This window comes from Aerococcus sp. HMSC062A02, assembly GCF_001809535.1.
GTDB lineage: Bacteria > Bacillota > Bacilli > Lactobacillales > Aerococcaceae > Aerococcus.
On sequence record NZ_KV797945.1, the window covers coordinates 2,300 to 19,823 of the forward strand.

Consider the following 17,524-nt stretch of genomic DNA (forward strand, 5'->3'; position numbering starts at 1 on the left):
AGAAATAGCTCCTCTTCACCAAAATCCGTCGAAGTCTTTCAGACTTCTCTGGATTTTGGCTCCAGAGGTCTATTTCTCCCGCTAGCCCTCACACCCTTAATCGTCATCGTCGTCCCAGTCGTCGTCATCCCAATCGTCATCGTCCCAGTCATCGTCATCGTAGGAGGGCTGGGGAGCTGGTGCGGGAGCTCGATAAGGGGCTGGAGCTGGTTGGGGTGCGGGAGCCGGCTGATTAGGCCTGGCTGGTTGCTGGGGCCGCTGAGCGGGTTGGTTTGGTCTCGCTTCGGGCTGGGAAGATGGCCTTGGATTTGCGCCTTGGTCATCCTTGTCTCTAGAATTTTCCTCTTTCTTAGCTTCTTCTTTTTCCTTCTCCTCTTCCTCCTTCTTCTCTTCTTCTTTACGCTTGGCTTCTTCTTCCTCTTTCTTGCGCTGGTCTTCGTTGACCACATGGATGTAGTCGCCATGGCCCTTCAGCCGGTCTTTCTTCTCTTGGTCGGACAAGTCACGGCTCTCCGCCCGCGTCCAAATATCTAAATCATAGTGGTCAATCAGGTAGTCAGCCAGGGACTGGCCTTTATTTTTGGCTGCTTGGTATTCGCTATTTTCAGCCTGGAGGAAGATCAGGTCGCCATCGTAGCCGTTCGCTTCATAGTAATCACGGATCTGCTGGCGGACTTGGTCGGCCTGGTCTTTAGGAAGGCCTGTGCTCGCAACCACCATATTCTGGTCATCCGCCACTTTCACTTGGCCGAGCAACTGGTCGATCTCATCCTTGAGCTGCTCACCGATATACTTGGCGGCTGCTTGTTCCTTGCCACTGGCGTCAGCTAGGGATTGGATGGTCCCCTTACTGTCCACTTCTAACTGGATACTTGGATTCCGTCCCAAACCTAGGATCTCATCTTCCTGGGACCAATTGCTGGCTACTGTCGCCACACCCACCACTAAGAGGGCCATGGCTGCCACTAGGACGCCCGTCAGCCAAGGCATCTTCTTAGGCTTAGAACGGGCCTTCAGAGGGATTGGGGCCTTAGCACTTAGCTTCTGGTAGCGGTCTTCTTCTGTAATATATACCCGCTGGCCCACTTCTAGGCCATCCTTTAAACGAATGCGGAGGACTTCCCCCGACCGCGACATAGCCAAGGCATAGTCGCTCGTTAGCTCTAAAATTACAACTTTATCATACATCCGGCTCACCCCCTAATCCAATCTAATAAGGCCCGATATTCCTTCACGAAGATCACAATTACCGAAATAATAAAGGTCTTGGACCCCTTGATCACCTTCTCTGTCACGTCAAAGGTCCGGCTCATCTTGCGGATGGGCAGGCGCTTCTTAGTAAAGAGGTGGTCGGTAATGGCTCGCTTCTTACTGGAAGCTTCAGAAATATCAATAGCTCGTTCCCGGGTATCCCGGTGCTTGGGCGACTCATCCGCTAATTGTTCGAGCGTAATCGCAAAATCCTCCAAGTCTCCCTTCCAGGCTTCAATCTCAACCTTCATATCCGTCTGCGACACCGGCCGCTCGTCTACTGGGTCAAATCCTAGTTCCTGCAAGTCGTCCAAGGAAACTTCCTCTTGTCCCCTGCCCTCTCCCTTAAGATGAGTCAGGACCCGGCTCTTTATCACCAACTTGCAGAAAGCCAGGAAGTGCCCCCGTTCTTCATCATAACGTGAAATTGCCTCATCGAAAGCCATCAAAGCCACACTCAAGGCATCATCATTACCGACTTCAACATAGCGTCCCGTTATTTCAGATACGGTCTTAATAATAAAACCAAAATGTTCTTGAATGAGCGCGTTTCGCTCCTCTCGCGTCTCCATCACTTATCCCCTCATTCCTCCATAGTCAGAGCCTCCAGCCCTTAAGACAAGATACAAGACCCCGACAAATTTTAGGGCCTATTTTGCCCTACTATAGCAAAAAAGATCTGTCGAAGCGACTGAAAAGAGTATTTTATCTATAAAGGCGACCAAAATAAAATCTTTTTTTGAAAAAGGGCCCTAAATTTTTAAGCAGCCTTGTATTGTATAGCAAGAGGGCCAGAGCGTTCTCGGGTCTACTCGACCCAAAAATCTTTTTTAAAAAGGGCCCTAAATTTTGGGCGACCCTTGTATTGTATAACAGGAGGGCAAAATAGTCCTCGAATCACTCATTATGACAGAAAAGAAAGGAAATGATCACATGAAATTAGATAAAAAATTACTCATCGCCCTAGGACTAATTGGTGCAGGCAGCCTAGGAGTTGGCGAAACTGTCCAAGCCGATGACTTTGATGACGATTACGAAGACTATGAAGATTACGAAGTTGATGACGACTGGGACGATTACGACACTTATGATGACGGTTATGACGATTACGACGGTTATGACGATAATGATCAGGATGACGACTTAGGCGATGACGATTACGACGATATCTACAACGATTTTGATGATGATGATCAGGATGACTACTTAGACGATGACGATTACGACGATATTCATGACAGTTATGACAAAGATGACCACGATGATGACCTAGACAATGACAGTTATGACGATATTCATGACGATTTTGACAACAAGCAGGATAAGGCTAAGGAAAGCCGCCCTATCCCTGTTGCAGAAGTTACGCCCCTTGCTAGTGAAGAAACCGTTGATTTAAGCAAGGCTAAGCCGGAATTTAATTTCATTCCAACGGCTGAAGCCAGCACCCAAGAGTCAGCAAGCACTGACGCGAACCAAGATCCAGCTGCAGTAACTACGCCAAATGCTGATGCAGTGACCCTGGCTAACCAGACCACGACTTCGCTCAGCCAGGCTATCAGTAAACATTTCCACGACTTGGTTAACCAGGAGCGGACCCAACAAGGCTTAGCGCCTTTAGCCTATCAAGATAGCTATCAAGCCGCAGCCGACAACCGGACCCAGGAAATTATCGATAGCTTCTCCCATACCCGTCCTAATGGTCAAGCTTTCAATACGGCTAATGGTTTTGAAACAACCGGTTCTTATGTGGGTGAGAATATCCAGCAGACTTATGCAAGCCCAGGCACTTCAGCCGAAGCTATCGCCCAAGAGCTCTTTAACAATTGGAAGAATAGCCCCGGCCACTATGCCAATATGATCGATGCCAATTATAAGAGCCAGTCGCTCGGTCTAGAATTCATCGATAATGGTGACCATACCCTCATCTATTCGGCACAAATTCTTGGCCAATAACCCTTAGTCCCTACTTTCTTCTGTACTTTCTTTTATAATAGGGTTAAGAAAAGCAGTTAAGGGAGGCCAGTCACAGTGACCCAGAAGAAGAAAAAAAGCCAAGCTGCCAAGATCGAAAAGGTTAAGAAGCGTGCTCTTGAAGGAATGCGCCAGCCTTTTCGCCAGAAGTCAGCCGAAGAGATTCAAGTTGAGATGCGGCGCCAGGCCCATTATGGTTTGAAGGTTTATGTCAGCCAATGGGGGGATACCCTCTCCCAGCTCGCCCTGGCTTCAGGTCGGGATGTTGTCGACCTTGTCCACGATAACCAGCTCGACTATCAAGACCGGATAGATACGGGGAGCCTGATCGAGGGCGTCCTGGATGACTTAAACGACAAAGTGGCGGAGGAAGAAAGTCAGGGAACTGATGAGGACATTACTGAAAAAGATCCCCTCCTCGGTCCCGAACTAAGCTTAGCGAGTGAACAACCCAGCTTCCGCTTGAGTCCCGAGCCGGCCCGGGGAATTGCACCTGGCAAAGATGAGGAGAAGACAAGTATGACATATAACTTATTTGATGCAATTAACCAGGAGCGTCAACACCTAGGCCTCCATGCCTTGAAAGAGGCCAGCGACCAAGGCGGCTTTATCCGCGCCTTGAACGACCAAGCTGTTCTCTATAGCTACCAAGACGCTAACCAAGACTTGGTGACGGAAATCAAGGTTCACGTGGAGACGGAGGACGTAACGACTGAGGAAGAAGCGTTAGCGGCAGGCTGGGGGCTCTTAAAAGGCCAGCCCCTGCTCTATCAGCAAGTTACCCAGGCCCTCTACCGCAGCCATTACGCCAGCCTCCAGCCCAATCGTGATGGATACACGCTCATTTATGGTTTAAAAACTTCTGAATAACAAGGAAAGCACAGCTGAACTTTGGACCAGCTGTGCTTTTTTGTTGGGATTGATCGAGGAAGCCTAGATTCATGTGTATTGGAGATTGGTGGGCGGCAGCAACTTGCGGATGGAGAGGGTGCTTTGCAAGTTGCAGGACATCAACTTGCAAACAGACTGGGGATTCGCAAGTAGCTCAACGCCAACTCGCAAAGGAACCGGGAATTCGCAAGTTAGGCATGACCAAATCGCAAAGAAGGCCTCCATTCGCAAGTTAACTCGAAGCTACTTGCTAACGAAGGCTTCCTCTGCAAGTTCACTAATCACCGCTTAAATTCAATAGCGAAACGCCTGCTCACCAGCATCATCCCCAAATTAAAAAAGAGGCTGGGATAAAAGTTCCAACCTCTTTACAAAATTTTTTCAAAACCTGCTCCAAAAGTCAGCTCTGACTCCACTTCGCAAAGGCTGGTCGAGCCTCTAACAAGGCTCTTCCACCCTTTGTTCCAGTGGTTCAGAGCTGAACGACTTTTGGCGCACTCTCTCTATCAAGTCTAAGCCTTTTCGCCCATATCTTTCACTTTGATCATCCGGGTCTTGGTTGACCGTTCGTCTTCTTCGAGCTTGGCTTCGATGTAGTCGATGGTTTCCTGGGTGTCAGGAATCATTCGATACTCGAGGGCGTTTACCCGACGACGGGTACTTTCGATTTCGTCTGCCATGAGCTGGCAGGTTTTTTCGATTTCACTGAGTTCGAGTAGGCGCGGCATCACTTGAGTCATGGTTTCAATCGCTTCGTCCAATTCGCTTGAGGTGTTCAAGTAACCATAGGCAAATTTTTCATTTTCACTTTCTTGCTCTTCGGAGTAATGGAACTGCATCTTAGGGACGTCAACGCTCATGATGTTTTCCTTGTGCATTTCCAAAGAGACTTCTTTGGTTGGAATTGCGACGAGTTCATCAATGAAGGACTGGTTCATCAATGACGACGCAAGGACAAAATTTTGAAGGGCGCCGGAGAGTTGGGCTTCAACTTCCTCGCGCAATTCGTTATTTTGGCGGATCAAATCGATAAACTGACGCATCAGTTCATCCTGCTTATCTTTGAGTAATTTATGTCCGCGTGTCGCTACGTCTAAACTTTTCTTCAGGTTGCGCAATTCCATCCGCGTCGGTTTGACATTTAACGCGTTGGCCATTTAGCATCACGCTCCTTCAGATTCAGTTTCAGCGTCTTCTGGATAGTATTTCTCGATCAGTTTGTCATTAATCCGGGTTAATTCGGACTTAGGCAAGATGGCGAGGAGTTCCCAAGCTAAATCTAAGGTTTCAAAGATGTCACGGTTGGTGTTGAAGCCTTGGTTGACATATTCTTCTTCAAAGCGCTCAGTGAACTTGAGGTAGAGCTTGTCGGTATCAGAAAGGGCAGAGTCCCCGAGTACGACCGCCAATTCCTTAGCTTCCTTACCCTTGGCATAAGCTGAGAACAACTGGTTCATGGTGTTGGCGTGGTCTTCACGTGTCTTACCTTCCCCAGTCCCCTTGTCTTTCAGACGGGAGAGGGATGGCAATACGTTGATTGGTGGCCGAACCCCATTGTTGTAGAGCTCATGGTCTAAGATAATCTGACCTTCTGTAATATAACCGGTCAAGTCAGGGATTGGGTGGGTAATATCGTCTTCCGGCATGGTTAAGATCGGAATCTGAGTTACCGAACCATTAGCCCCGCGGATCCGTCCAGCACGTTCATAAAGGGTTGACAGGTTGGTATAGAGGTAACCTGGATAACCCCGACGACCAGGCACTTCACGGCGGGCAGCGGATACTTCACGCAAGGCCTCGCAGTAGTTGGTCATGTCGGTCATGATAACGAGGACGTGCATATCTTTCTCATAAGCCAGGTATTCCGCAGCTGTTAAGGCAATCTTAGGGGTTGCCAAACGTTCAATGGCTGGGTCATTGGCTAGGTTGATGAACATGACAGAACGATCAATCGCCCCTGTTTCACGGAAGGAATTTTCGAAGAATTGAGCTTCCTCGAAAGTTACCCCCATAGCGGCGAAAACTACCGCAAACTGTTCATCGTCATTGAGCACGCTCGCCTGACGGGCAATCTGAGCAGCTAACTCTTGGTGGGGAAGACCAGAACCCGAGAAGATTGGTAACTTTTGCCCACGGACCAAGGTATTCATATGGTCAATAGTAGAGATACCCGTTTGGATAAATTCATCGGGGTAGTCACGAGCCATAGGGTTAATCGCTGTCCCGTTGATATCACGCATTTCATCTGGGATAATCGCAGGGCCATCATCATTGATGTTGCCCAGTCCGTCAAAGGCCCGACCAATCATGTCTTCGGATACACCGAATTCAAGCGGGCGCCCTTTGAAGCGAACCTTGGTATCACGTAGGTTGACACCTGCCCCGCCCCCATAAATTTGGACAACGGCACGGTCTTCCTGAATTTCTAGGACCTGGCCCACCCGGCTTTCACCGGTTTGCATTTGGATTTCAACCAATTCATCATAGCCGACTCCCTCAACGTCATCGACAATCATCAGAGGGCCGTAGACATCTGTTACGGATTTATATTCTTTTAACATTATTCAGCCCCTCCCTTTTGTACAAGATCACGCATGGCAGGATTAATCTCGTCCTTCAATTGGTCTAATTGGTCGAGGTCATCTTCATGGGTGTATTTCATCCGTGAGATGCGCTCGCGAATGTTTTGCGTCCCCTTCATGATTTCGTCATAGTAAGCGCCGACTTCCATCGCTTCACGCGCTTCGTGCTCGAAGGTTAAGATAATGTCTAGCATCTTGAATTGCTTATCGAAAGATGTGGTCGCATCAACATCATCGAAGGAGTTTTGTTGCAGGTAGGCTTCACGAACCATAGCCGCTACAGCCAAGGTCAAACGGTCACGCTCAGACAAGGAGTCAATCCCGACTAAACGAACAATTTCTTGTAAGCCATCTTCTTCCTGAAGGGTCGACATCGCGCTACCGACCATTTCTTGCCAATTCGTGTCTGTGGCTTCGGAAATTCCTTGAGTCACATCATCAAGATAGAGTGAGTAGGAGTCTAACCAGTTAATGGCTGGGAAGTGACGTTGTTGGGATAGGCTGGAATCCAGACCCCAGTATACCTTCACCACACGGAGGGTATTCTGAGTAACTGGTTCAGAAGTATCCCCGCCTGGAGGTGACACCGCACCGATAGCTGTAACAGCACCTGTCCGGCCTTCGCTCCCTTGAACTTCAACAATCCCGGCACGTTCATAGTATTCAGCAATCCGTGAACCTAGGTAAGCTGGATAACCTTCGTCCCCTGGCATTTCTTCCAGACGACCAGACATTTCACGGAGCGCTTCGGCCCAACGTGAGGTTGAGTCGGCCATGATAGCGACAGAATAGCCCATGTCACGGAAGTATTCCGCAATGGTAATCCCGGTATAGATTGAGGCTTCACGCGCCGCAACCGGCATATTGGAGGTATTGGCAATCAATACGGTTCGTTCCATGATAGACTTGCCGGTATTGGGGTCGATCAATTCTGGGAATTCGTTAACAACGTCCGTCATCTCATTCCCACGTTCCCCACAACCAACATACACTACGACATCCGCATCTGCGAATTTTGCGATTTGGTGTTGGAGAACTGTCTTACCAGCACCGAAAGGCCCTGGGATGGCAGCGGCGCCCCCCTTAGTAATAGGGAAGAAGGTATCGACTACCCGCTGGCCGGTGGTCATAATGCTATCTGGTAATAATTTCTTCTTGAATGGACGGCCGATACGAACTGGCCATCTTTGAGAGAGGCCATAGCTCTTCTCTTCACCGTGCTCATCACGGATGACATAGACCGTATCATCTAAATCGTATTCGCCAGAAGCAATCTTAGCAATTGTTCCTTTGACCCCATTTTGAACCATGATCCGGTGTTCAATCACTTCACCTTCTTGGACGGTCCCGACGATGTCACCAGCTTCAACGCTGTCACCTTCTTGGACAGTGGCTTCGAAATGCCATTTGTTCTCACGGTCAAGTGGGTCAACATGGGCCCCACGTACCAAGTAATTGGAGCCTGTTTCTTCCATAAAGTCTTCGAGTGGGCGTTGGATCCCATCGAACATACGTGTTAAAAGTCCTGGACCGAGTTCTACTGATAAGAGCTCCCCGGTTGGGCGCACTTCTTCTCCTGGGGTTAAACCAGAAGTTTCTTCATAAACCTGGATAGACGCAACATCACCGTGCATTTCGATGATTTCGCCCATGAGGTTCAAGTCGCCAACGTAGCAGATTTCCTGAACGGCAGCGTCTTCCATGCCGGAAGCTTTAATCAGTGGACCAGAAACTTCTACTATTTTCCCTGATTTCAAATCTTTTCCTCCCTCTAATGGTTGTTTCACTGAGATGGCTGGACTTAGAGGATATTCTGTCCGACAGCCTTCTCAACATTATCTTGGACACGTTTCTTCCCAATGCCGAGACTTCCCTTGTGTGAAGGAATTAAAATCACAGCAGGTACGACTTGGGTGTCGTAATGGGAAATGGTGTCTGGTATCTGTTCAGCGATCGTTTCGGTAAGATAGATGATACCGTATTCGCTCTTTGCTAATTCATCGACTTGCTTACGGGCTTCCTGGCCGTCGTTAACGGGGAAAGCATCGAAGCCGATCAATTGAAAAGGAATCACGACATCTTTTTCACCGACGACTGCAATTTTATGAGCCATAGATAGGTCGCATCCTTTCCTTAATTGCTTGTTCGTCTAAGTCATTGGCCTTGCCGACTAAGATCAAACGGATATTAGTAATTTCATTCTCTTTGAAATACAAGTAAGCTAGGGCTGGTAGGGGGCCGAATGCCTCCAATTGGGCCAGCTTCATTTCTTCTGCTTCAGTTTCTTCAATCCGACCTTCTAATTCCACGACACTGGTGCTGCCATCTTCATGCAAGGCATTAGCTAAGTTCCCCCCGTAGATGAGGGACTTGTAGGCCTGGGCAATGGCCGCGTGATTGTGGGAGACCGCATAGTTGATAATTTCATCGCTATCTAGGGTCCCCTTGTCACTTAAGACTGCCCGCATAAAGCCCTTAGACCGCCCTTGCTGGATGGCCCGAACGAGCATAGACAGGTTGGCAAAGTCAATCGTCATATCGGCCAGTCGGTCCACACCTGGATCATCGATTTCATCCGCTAATTCCCGCATATTATCGAGATAGGCAGAATCTAAGATGATCGAGATGGCATCGAAAGAATGGTAATTCTCAAAATTCTCGCGCACATCGCGGATGCCTTGGATCATGGATTGGTCGAAACCCTCGCCATCTCCGGTACGCACTGCCCGGCGCAAGCTTTCAATGCTGTGCCGGCCAATGGGGAGGTAGATATCCGAGAAGTCACGCTCTGCATACCACTCCTTGAAGAGAACCTTCAAATTATGGTATTCGTAGCGCAAGGCGTAGAAGTCAACCACACGTGGATCTGGTGTGCTTGCGTAGAGGTCATTATAGGCCCGACGCAAGTCCGCCATTAAGAAAGCGTCGAAGTCTCTTGTTTCTTCAATGTCCTCTGGTAAGTTGTAGTCCGTCTTACGCAAGACATTGAGCGCCTCGCTTAAAGAAGTTGCCTGTAACATGGCGTTGTAATCCGACGCTTGCAAAAGACTGGTCTCTTGGACGCGGACGGAAACATTCAACCCAGCATATGCTGTATTTTCCATTTCGACAACTCCTTTCTAATTAAATGCGCGTTTGGAAATTTCGGCAGAAAGAGCTTCCTCTTGTTCCTCGATCAGTTGGTCAAAAGTAAAGTTATAGTCCATCCCCTCTTGGGAGAGAATGAAGCCGCCTTGACCGCGTAAGTTTTGGTCAGCGCGCTTCAAGTTCGGATAGTCTCCTTGAAGTTGGGCTAAACCTTGGTCGGTCAATTGTTTTTCTGATTTCGAGCCAAGCTGTAAGACAGTCGCTTGGTCTGTATTTAATTGTGATAGAGCACCTTTGACAAATTCGATAAACTCATTTTCTGGAAGTTCCGTCAATCTTGTCACAGCTTCGGTATAAACCGTTTGGATCAAGTCTTGCTTCTTGGCTAAGACTTGGTTGCGCATTTGGTTGTTGTAACCTTGCTTCTTGCGGTCCAGTTCGCGCGCCGCCTGGTCTTTTAGGGACGCCTTCTTATCTTCAGCATCTTTTTGGATGCGCTTCTCACGAGCGGCTGTGTCTTGCTCAAGCTTTTCTTTGCCCGATTTGAACTTGGCATCTTCCTCCTGGCTAATCTTAGCGAGGACATCCTGAGTTAAATTTTGAATGGTTGCCATACAGTGCCTCCTTTCCTCTATATATTATCTATTGGTTGATCATGCCGCTGGAGTATGCTCCAGCTAGGCACTAGGCTGCGAGAGCTGGCCTAGGCCAGCTCTGACTTTGGTCACACTCTCTGATTAGCCTTGGATTTGTAGAACTAGGAGTAGAGACATAACGAAAGCTAAGATTGCGTAGGTTTCCACCATAACGGCGTAAACAATTGCGTTAGAGACGTTTTCTGGGCGTTTCGCTAAGATTTGCATACCTGCAGCAGCAGTTTGACCTTGGTATTTAGCTGAGATCCAACCAACAATCCCGATAGGAAGAGCGGCCATTAAATAGAGAAAGCCTTGTTGTAAGCTTAATTCATTCCCTAATTGTAAGTAAATCATGAAACCAACCACGAAGCCGTATAAACCTTGGGTACCAGGTAGGAGCTGTAAGATCAGTGATTGGGCGAATTTTTCAGGTTGGTCTTTCACTAGGGCGGCAGCGGATTGACCGGCTTCACCAACACCGCGGGCAGACCCCATACCTGAGAACATTACGGCAACTGCTACGCCTAGCATAGCGAAGATTGCGCCACCATTTTCAACAAAAAAGCTTATCCAGTTTTCCATTACTATACCTCCGTATTATATATTGTGTCTATTTGTCAGAGTTATTTAAACGTACATATTTCTCTAGGGTATTGATTGGGCTGAAGGCCCGGCCGTCCCCTTCATAGAACTTACCGAAGAATTCTACGAAGATCAAACGCAAACCGTGAACGTAACCACTCAGAACTGAGAGGAACAAGTTAAAGGATTGCAAGGCGATAATCAATACGATCCCAATCGTGAAACGAATTGGGGCTGGGAAGAAGCCAACAAGCATGTTGAAGGCCATGGCGATGGATCCCCCAGAGATCCCCAGCGCCATCAGACGAGTATAGGAAACTAGGTCCCCAACATAGCCTGAAATCCCATAGATATTGTAGAGACCTAGCCCAGCTGCCAGGAGCTTCTTATCTTGGAAGATAACAGGGACAATAATCATTCCGGCAAAGCCGATAATGGAAACCCATTTCCCAATGGTTCCAACTTCTGGCATCCCAGCCATAGCACCGATCCCCCAGGCACCTAGGCCAAGTAGGATCAGGATCCAACCTAAGCCATCGCTGTAGGCTGATTCCATATTGCCCCGGCGCACTTCAAGATAGATCTTTATGCAGAGGGCAACTAAGATATGAATCAAACCGATCACAACAGAGGCTGCCATGATCAAGATCGCATCGCCTGTTGGATCGACAATCCCTGTTGGAATCGACTCCCCAAAGAAGGAACCGTAGAGCAGACCCACGAGCATGGTGGGGTAGGATAGGTAATGGCCGAATTTGACCATGTTTCCTGCACTCCCATGCAGGTCCATCATCTTCATGGCGACTAGGGTACCTAACCAAAGTACCAAGCCGTAACCGAGGTCCCCCATCATCATCCCGAAGAAGAGTAAGTAGAAGGGGGTAATAAATGGTGTCGGGTCAATCTCCCGGTAGTTGGGTACCCCGTACATTTCGGTAATCATTTCAAAGGGCGCGTTCAGGGCATTATTCTTAAGTTTTGTGGGGACTTCGTTATTGTCGATCGCTTCTTCTGTAATCTCTTCTTCCACGACAACAAAGTTATCTGCCCCAATACTGGCTTCCAGTTTCTGGATGAGCGCGTCATAGTCCTCTTCGTCAGTCCAACCACTCAGTAAGATTAAATAATCATTATCATAAGTCAATTGGACAGCCAAGGCATGTTGTGAGCGGTTATAGGTCTCTTCAGCGACTTGTTCCACTAAAGGAATCTTAGCTTCTAGAGTCTGGAGCGCCTGCACCACTTCTTCCTCTTCCTTGATAAGTGACTTACGCTTGTCTTCCAAGTTCTGGAAGGCTGTTTCTGGACCTTCTTCATAAGGATAATCGAAAGGCTGGAAGTGGTATTGAGCCAGTCTCCCCTGGAAGTCTTCAGCTTGAGACTTGCGGGTCACAGCTACCACCCCAATTTCGTCCTCATTGGAGAAGGCTTCTAATAAGGAAATATCCTCATCTTTTGTATCTTCCTTAAGGGCATGCCACTGGCTGCTTGAGCTATCGTTAGGGACAGTCCCCAAGGAAACGGCAAAGTGGTCCAGTTGATAAAGCTCGGCTGGGTTCACATCCAAGCTCCGCCAGTTAGAAACAGCAGTCTGTTCATCTTCCACTGTTTCCCGGGTGGAGATAATGTTTTCCCGTTGATTGTAGAGTTTTTCGACCTCTTCAATTAAAGCCTGGCCTTGGTCCAGGTCCACTTCTTGGTGGAGACCTTCTAGACTAAAGACAGGACGCTTATGGGTGAGCTTCTCCATCATGGACCGATCTTTAGCATAACGGGATAGGATCACTAAAGCCCGCTCTGCTCTTTGGTAGAGATCATCATATTGGACATAGTCTTCAGATTTCACTTGTGCCGCATCAACCGCATCTTCAGCATCTTCCCTAGGCAGGGCCGACACTTCGACACTCTGCAAGGCCTGTAAGTTTCTCACCAGGTCTTCCTTTAGTGCAGGTTTCGATACAATCGACAACTTCTTCATTTTAGCTATTGCCATATGATTTTCTCACCTCCTCAACAACATATGCGACCAAATCCTCTTTGTTCTCGTCAAATTTTTGACCGAGGCCTTGAATTTGGCCCTGATTTTCTTCATCTGCTTGTGCTTGGTATTCGGCATAGGCTTGATCAAGTTCGGCCTTCTTGTTGGCCTTGAAATCAGCCACTTCAGCATCTTTTTCTTCTGTTAGCGCTTTTAATTTTGCTCGATATTCGTGACGTAATTGCTCTAACTTGGCTTCAAAATCTGCCTTAATGCCCTTAGCTTTTGCTTCTGCATCAACAACCTGTTGAATCGTTTGGTTCGCCAATCGCTCCACCCCCCTTATAAGAATCATTATACCTTATCTTCTACTACTAAGCATAGCCTGACAACAACTAGCCGCTCTTTTAAGAATAATTAGTGCAAGTTGTTTTCTTCCTTTCGAGGCTTCCGTGACGCCCGCTTACGCTGCTTACGCAATTCTCTAAAAAAAGACGTCAACATCTCGCTGCAGGCTCTTCCTAAGAGGCCGCTGGTCACTTCAACTTGGTGGTTAAAGCGCTCATCAGTGACAAGGTTCATCAAAGAACCTACTGTGCCGCCCTTGGGATCATATGCCCCGAAATAAAGATGTCGAATCCGCGATAGAATAATTGCCCCGCTACACATTGGACAAGGTTCTAAAGTGACATACATATCACAATCCATCAGTCGCCAATTATCCAAATAAGCGTTGGCTTCACGAATGGCCTGCATCTCCGCATGGCTCGTAGCATCATTGGACTGCTCGCGCAAGTTATAGCCGCGTCCAATCACTTGGCCATCTTTAACAACAATCGCACCAATCGGCACCTCGCCCAAAGCTTCCGCCTTCTTGGCTTCCGCTATGGCCAAACGCATAAAGTCTTCATGCTGCAAACAACCACCTCAAATTCGGAATAATCAAGCAGAGCCAGCATGAAAAGTTTCTGCTTGGCTCTCAATTTGGAAGGGGCTATTCGCCTTCCATAGATTTCAAAAGATATGTTCCCACAATTATTACTTTACGATAATCTAAGCCATTGGTCAAATTATTTCTTTCTCAAAAAACGATATTTTATCGTCTTTAAAGCCCTTCCAGAAAATAAAAGCAGCCCCTGACCCAAAGTTCAGAGGCCGTCATATAATAGGAAAGTTTCGACTTCTTCTGCTTCCTCAGATGATTTATTTGAGCCGACAAGTCTTGCAAAGAACTTAAAGATTCTTTACTTTTCATTTCTAAAAAACTAATTTTTGTATTTATTAACCGAGACTGTGACAAACATCGCTTAGGCCTGGACTTTTGTCTCACCCATTGATTAACCACTTCAAACATCAATCCCGGGACTGGCTTGGTAGCTGTGCTTGGCTTGGGGCCAGTTCAATCCCACATGGTCCTTAACTGCAGCATAGGCCTGGTCGATCCGGTCTCGGACAGCTGGATCAACTTGGTCGCGGTAAGGCCCGCCAGCTACGAAATCATCGAGGATATAAGTTTGATAGAGGTATTGCTTGCGATTAAAGGTCTGGGAATAGGTCCCCAGGTCTTCCCGAGCGACCCAACTCGGCCGAGCTTGGACCTCCTTGATCCGGGTCTTGTCCCCCTTCTTCTCAAAAGTCAGATCCATCAAGACCCCGCGCTCGGTCCAAATATTACCCTCCATGGTTTCCGCGCGCTGGTTGGAGAGGAAGTTACCCATGGAATAAATAATCAGCTTCTTATCCCCTCCACGGTCGATCACTTCAGCAGGTTCAATGACATGGGGATGGCCACCCAAGACCACATCCGCTCCCCAGGCCACCATCTTATGGTAGCAATCAATTTGTTCCTGGGTTGGTTCCAAGGCATACTCCACTCCCATCTGAGGCATGACGACGGTCACATCTGCTACTTTCTCAGCACGCTCGATTTCTTGACGCATCTTCTCTTCGTCGAGGTCAGAGAGGCAAGAGGCATAGTCGCTAGGGCTCAGGCCCGCCTCCAGCCCATTGAAGCCGTAAGCATAGGCAAGAAGAGCAATCTTGATCCCATTGACTTCCTTGACCAAGATATCGGCATCCTGGCGGGACGTCTCCGGATAGACCCCCAGAGGCGTCATGCCCCGCTGGCTGAAGCTAGCTGCCGTTGAGCGGAGTCCTTCGAGTCCCGAATCTAAGATATGGTTATGGGCCAGGTCCACCACATCATAGCCCGTATCCGCCATGGCATCAGCCACCTCTTTAGGGGCATTGAAGAGCGGGTAGCCGACCAGGGGCTTGCTGGGATCGATCGTCCCTTCAAAGTCCGCCAGACTGAGATCAGCCTGCTGAATCCAGGGTTTAACATAAGTAAAATTGGGATGGAAGTCGAAAGAGCCGTCGACCTGGGCAGCGCTAGCAAAGATCGGGTCATGGTAGAGCAAGTCGCCATGGGCCATGATGCGCGCTTCATGGACGGTCTCTGCTTGCGGCTTAGTCAGAGGACTTGAAGCACCCTGGCAACCCGCTAAAGCCAATAGGGCAAGCGTTAAGGCGCTGCGAATAAATTGATGCTGGATAGTTTTCATCACTTTCTCCTTTAAAGCTTGTTTAAGCAAAGAAAAAAGCCGCTAGCTTCCGCTCCCACAAACTCTGCTGCGGCTCTGTCTTGACTGATAAGGGGCTTACTGCTTGCGGTAGTCTTGCAGCTTCTCCCGACCAAAGCGGATGGACTGGTCAATAACTGCCACGCTTTGGACTAATTTTTCTTTTTCCCATTCGTTGAGTGGAATCTGGAAGGTCCGAACAACCCCTTGGCGGCCAATCTGAGCAGGCAGGCTGAAGGTTACCGCTTGGTCGAGTTCATAAATGCCTTGGCCACAGAAGGTCCCGACAGGCAGGATCGTCCCTTGGTCCAGGACAATAGTCGTCAAGAGTTCCACCGCTACCCGGGCAATGGCGGCATCCGTCACACCCGCCTTATCCATAAAGACATCATAAGCCGATTGGACAACTTCCTCTGTCAATTGGTCAACATCGAGGGGGCTAATCCCTTCAAAATAATCGCTCAGCTGGTCAAAAGGGATCCCCTGAACATTGAGATGACTGCAGGCTGCAAAAGAAGACATGCCGTGCTCCCCTAGCATATAGCCTGTCACTGACTTGGGATCGATACCGTAGTGCTCAGCCACCGCATAGCGCAAGCGGGCTGAATCCAGCATAGTCCCCGTCGATAGGACCCGTTCCTTGGGGTAATGATATTCTGTCACTGCTAGATGGGCCAGGGTATCAACAGGATTGGAGATAAAAACCAGGATAGCTTCCCGGGTGTGTTGGCTGATTCCTGACATCACATCATCCAGGACCGGAATATTATCTAATAAAAGATCCTGACGTTCAGCCGGAATTTCATCTTCGTAGATATGGGTTGCAGCAACTACAATCACATCCGCATCTGCTAAATCACTGTATTCACCGGCATAGACCTTCACATGCTGGGTCGAACCGAGTCCCATAGCATGGCGCTCATCGAGGGCTTCCCCTGCCGCCTTCCCTTTTTTCTCATCAATCAAAACAATTTCAGAGAAGAGATTGGCGGCCAACACATTGGATAAAATTTTGGACCCGACAAAACCTACCCCGACAATGCCTAATTTCTGGCCATAAATTGCCATTTGCAGTCACTCCTTTATGTTATTAATAGGTCAATTATAGCACAGATTAAGGGGATGATGAGAAAGTTTTAATTTTTAAGCATAGGTTCGACTTGGCAAAGTCGGAATGATTTCGCAAAGACAGAAGCTTCTCCACTTCACACGATCGAAAGGCGCAAGCACAGCTTGCTCTTTTTCGTTCGTGTCCCAATGGTAAGCTTCTAAACGTCTTTGCTCTTACCCTAAATAAAAAAGGATTGCCCACAAGCAATCCTTTATAATCAACAGTTCTTTTTCCAGTCTTGACCATTGAGTCATCGTTCAGACACTCACCAAGACGGTTGGATCTAATCATCTGACCGGAAAGCGTCAACCAATTGGTAAAGGTCTGATGCCCGATCTTTCCACTTACCGGCTGAAGAATCATCCGAAAAGAAGGGCAACTTATCGACCAAGTCTTGTCCATGGGCCTTGCCCTTCTTGCCCACCGTATCTAGCAAGTTACTAAAGGTCGATTCATTATCTTCTTCAAAAAATGCAACAGCAGCTACCGCTGTCACTGCAGCGAGAGAACCTAATACAAAAAGTCCCGCCTTTGTTTTCTTATCCATACCATCCACCTCACTTCTTCTGTTTCTAGCATTATACCATACAGGCTTGGCAGCTGAAAAGTTTGCCCCTGGAAAGACGAATAAAAAGAGCTGGCGCCGGACCAACTCTCTTCACATATCATTTAGCTTATGGGGTAGTGCCTCCTGGCTGGTCAACCCACACTTTATAGTCTCGTGTGGGGATTGAAAGCTGCTAACACACACTCCGTTAGCCTGATTGTGGGTTCATTTCTATCAATCCACAGTCAACGAGCTTGTTTGAGTGTTCAGCTAACCGCGCTCCCTCACACCCTGTGTAGTCGGG

General features: G+C 48.2%; 17 protein-coding genes. 2 read left to right on the plus strand and 15 right to left on the minus strand.

The window, feature by feature from the left end:
- Window positions 1-96: 96 nt before the first annotated feature.
- Both HMPREF2626_RS08445 and HMPREF2626_RS08450 read right to left on the minus strand, forming a co-directional pair.
- Window positions 97-1,188 (minus strand): anti-sigma factor domain-containing protein, encoded by a 1,092-nt coding sequence (locus tag HMPREF2626_RS08445; RefSeq protein ID WP_070620079.1) that lies wholly within the window; start codon window positions 1,186-1,188, stop codon window positions 97-99.
- A 5-nt stretch (window positions 1,189-1,193) separates the two neighbouring features.
- Window positions 1,194-1,826: a sigma factor gene (locus HMPREF2626_RS08450; protein ID WP_141744617.1), complete on the minus strand. Its 633-nt coding sequence runs from the start codon at window positions 1,824-1,826 to the stop codon at window positions 1,194-1,196.
- Between the two features lie 358 nt (window positions 1,827-2,184).
- Between HMPREF2626_RS08450 and HMPREF2626_RS10040 the strand changes: the two genes are divergently transcribed.
- Window positions 2,185-3,204, plus strand: coding sequence for a CAP domain-containing protein (locus tag HMPREF2626_RS10040; protein ID WP_141744618.1), 1,020 nt, complete (start codon window positions 2,185-2,187; stop codon window positions 3,202-3,204).
- A 75-nt stretch (window positions 3,205-3,279) separates the two neighbouring features.
- The gene (locus HMPREF2626_RS08460) at window positions 3,280-4,092 is read left to right on the plus strand and encodes a hypothetical protein (RefSeq protein WP_070620088.1); all 813 of its coding nucleotides are present in this window, start codon (window positions 3,280-3,282) and stop codon (window positions 4,090-4,092) included.
- Window positions 4,093-4,625: 533 nt separating this feature from the next.
- On the opposite strand, the gene HMPREF2626_RS08465 is transcribed toward HMPREF2626_RS08460, so the two are convergent.
- The 13 genes from HMPREF2626_RS08465 to HMPREF2626_RS08525 all read right to left on the minus strand — a co-directional run bounded on the left by HMPREF2626_RS08465 (window position 4,626) and on the right by HMPREF2626_RS08525 (window position 17,220).
- Complete coding sequence (locus HMPREF2626_RS08465; protein WP_070620091.1) at window positions 4,626-5,270, minus strand: V-type ATP synthase subunit D; 645 nt, start codon at window positions 5,268-5,270, stop codon at window positions 4,626-4,628.
- Window positions 5,271-5,276: 6 nt separating this feature from the next.
- Window positions 5,277-6,674 (minus strand): V-type ATP synthase subunit B, encoded by a 1,398-nt coding sequence (locus HMPREF2626_RS08470; protein WP_070620094.1) that lies wholly within the window; start codon window positions 6,672-6,674, stop codon window positions 5,277-5,279.
- Complete coding sequence (locus tag HMPREF2626_RS08475) at window positions 6,674-8,452, minus strand: V-type ATP synthase subunit A (protein ID WP_070620097.1); 1,779 nt, start codon at window positions 8,450-8,452, stop codon at window positions 6,674-6,676. Before HMPREF2626_RS08475 ends, HMPREF2626_RS08470 begins: the two co-directional genes overlap by 1 nt.
- Before the next feature lie 44 nt (window positions 8,453-8,496).
- On the minus strand, window positions 8,497-8,808 hold the full coding sequence (locus tag HMPREF2626_RS08480; RefSeq protein WP_070620100.1) for a V-type ATP synthase subunit F: 312 nt from the start codon (window positions 8,806-8,808) through the stop codon (window positions 8,497-8,499).
- Window positions 8,798-9,799: a V-type ATPase subunit gene (locus HMPREF2626_RS08485; RefSeq protein ID WP_070620103.1), complete on the minus strand. Its 1,002-nt coding sequence runs from the start codon at window positions 9,797-9,799 to the stop codon at window positions 8,798-8,800. Before HMPREF2626_RS08485 ends, HMPREF2626_RS08480 begins: the two co-directional genes overlap by 11 nt.
- A gap of 15 nt (window positions 9,800-9,814) precedes the next feature.
- Window positions 9,815-10,396, minus strand: a complete 582-nt coding sequence (locus HMPREF2626_RS08490; protein ID WP_070620106.1) for a V-type ATP synthase subunit E — start codon at window positions 10,394-10,396, stop codon at window positions 9,815-9,817.
- 123 nt (window positions 10,397-10,519) lie between these two features.
- Window positions 10,520-11,002, minus strand: a complete 483-nt coding sequence (locus HMPREF2626_RS08495; protein ID WP_070620109.1) for a V-type ATP synthase subunit K — start codon at window positions 11,000-11,002, stop codon at window positions 10,520-10,522.
- 28 nt (window positions 11,003-11,030) lie between these two features.
- Complete coding sequence (locus tag HMPREF2626_RS08500) at window positions 11,031-12,995, minus strand: V-type ATP synthase subunit I (RefSeq protein WP_070620111.1); 1,965 nt, start codon at window positions 12,993-12,995, stop codon at window positions 11,031-11,033.
- The gene (locus HMPREF2626_RS08505; RefSeq protein ID WP_067974142.1) at window positions 12,982-13,308 is read right to left on the minus strand and encodes a hypothetical protein; all 327 of its coding nucleotides are present in this window, start codon (window positions 13,306-13,308) and stop codon (window positions 12,982-12,984) included. Before HMPREF2626_RS08505 ends, HMPREF2626_RS08500 begins: the two co-directional genes overlap by 14 nt.
- Before the next feature lie 89 nt (window positions 13,309-13,397).
- Window positions 13,398-13,898, minus strand: coding sequence for a tRNA adenosine(34) deaminase TadA (tadA, locus tag HMPREF2626_RS08510; RefSeq protein WP_256374741.1), 501 nt, complete (start codon window positions 13,896-13,898; stop codon window positions 13,398-13,400).
- A gap of 428 nt (window positions 13,899-14,326) precedes the next feature.
- The gene (locus HMPREF2626_RS08515) at window positions 14,327-15,544 is read right to left on the minus strand and encodes a CapA family protein (protein ID WP_070620115.1); all 1,218 of its coding nucleotides are present in this window, start codon (window positions 15,542-15,544) and stop codon (window positions 14,327-14,329) included.
- A 96-nt stretch (window positions 15,545-15,640) separates the two neighbouring features.
- Window positions 15,641-16,630, minus strand: a complete 990-nt coding sequence (locus HMPREF2626_RS08520) for a lactate/malate family dehydrogenase (protein WP_070620119.1) — start codon at window positions 16,628-16,630, stop codon at window positions 15,641-15,643.
- A gap of 326 nt (window positions 16,631-16,956) precedes the next feature.
- A complete protein-coding gene (locus HMPREF2626_RS08525) occupies window positions 16,957-17,220 on the minus strand; it encodes a hypothetical protein (protein WP_070620122.1) in 264 nt (87 codons plus the stop codon).
- Window positions 17,221-17,524 lie beyond the last annotated feature (304 nt).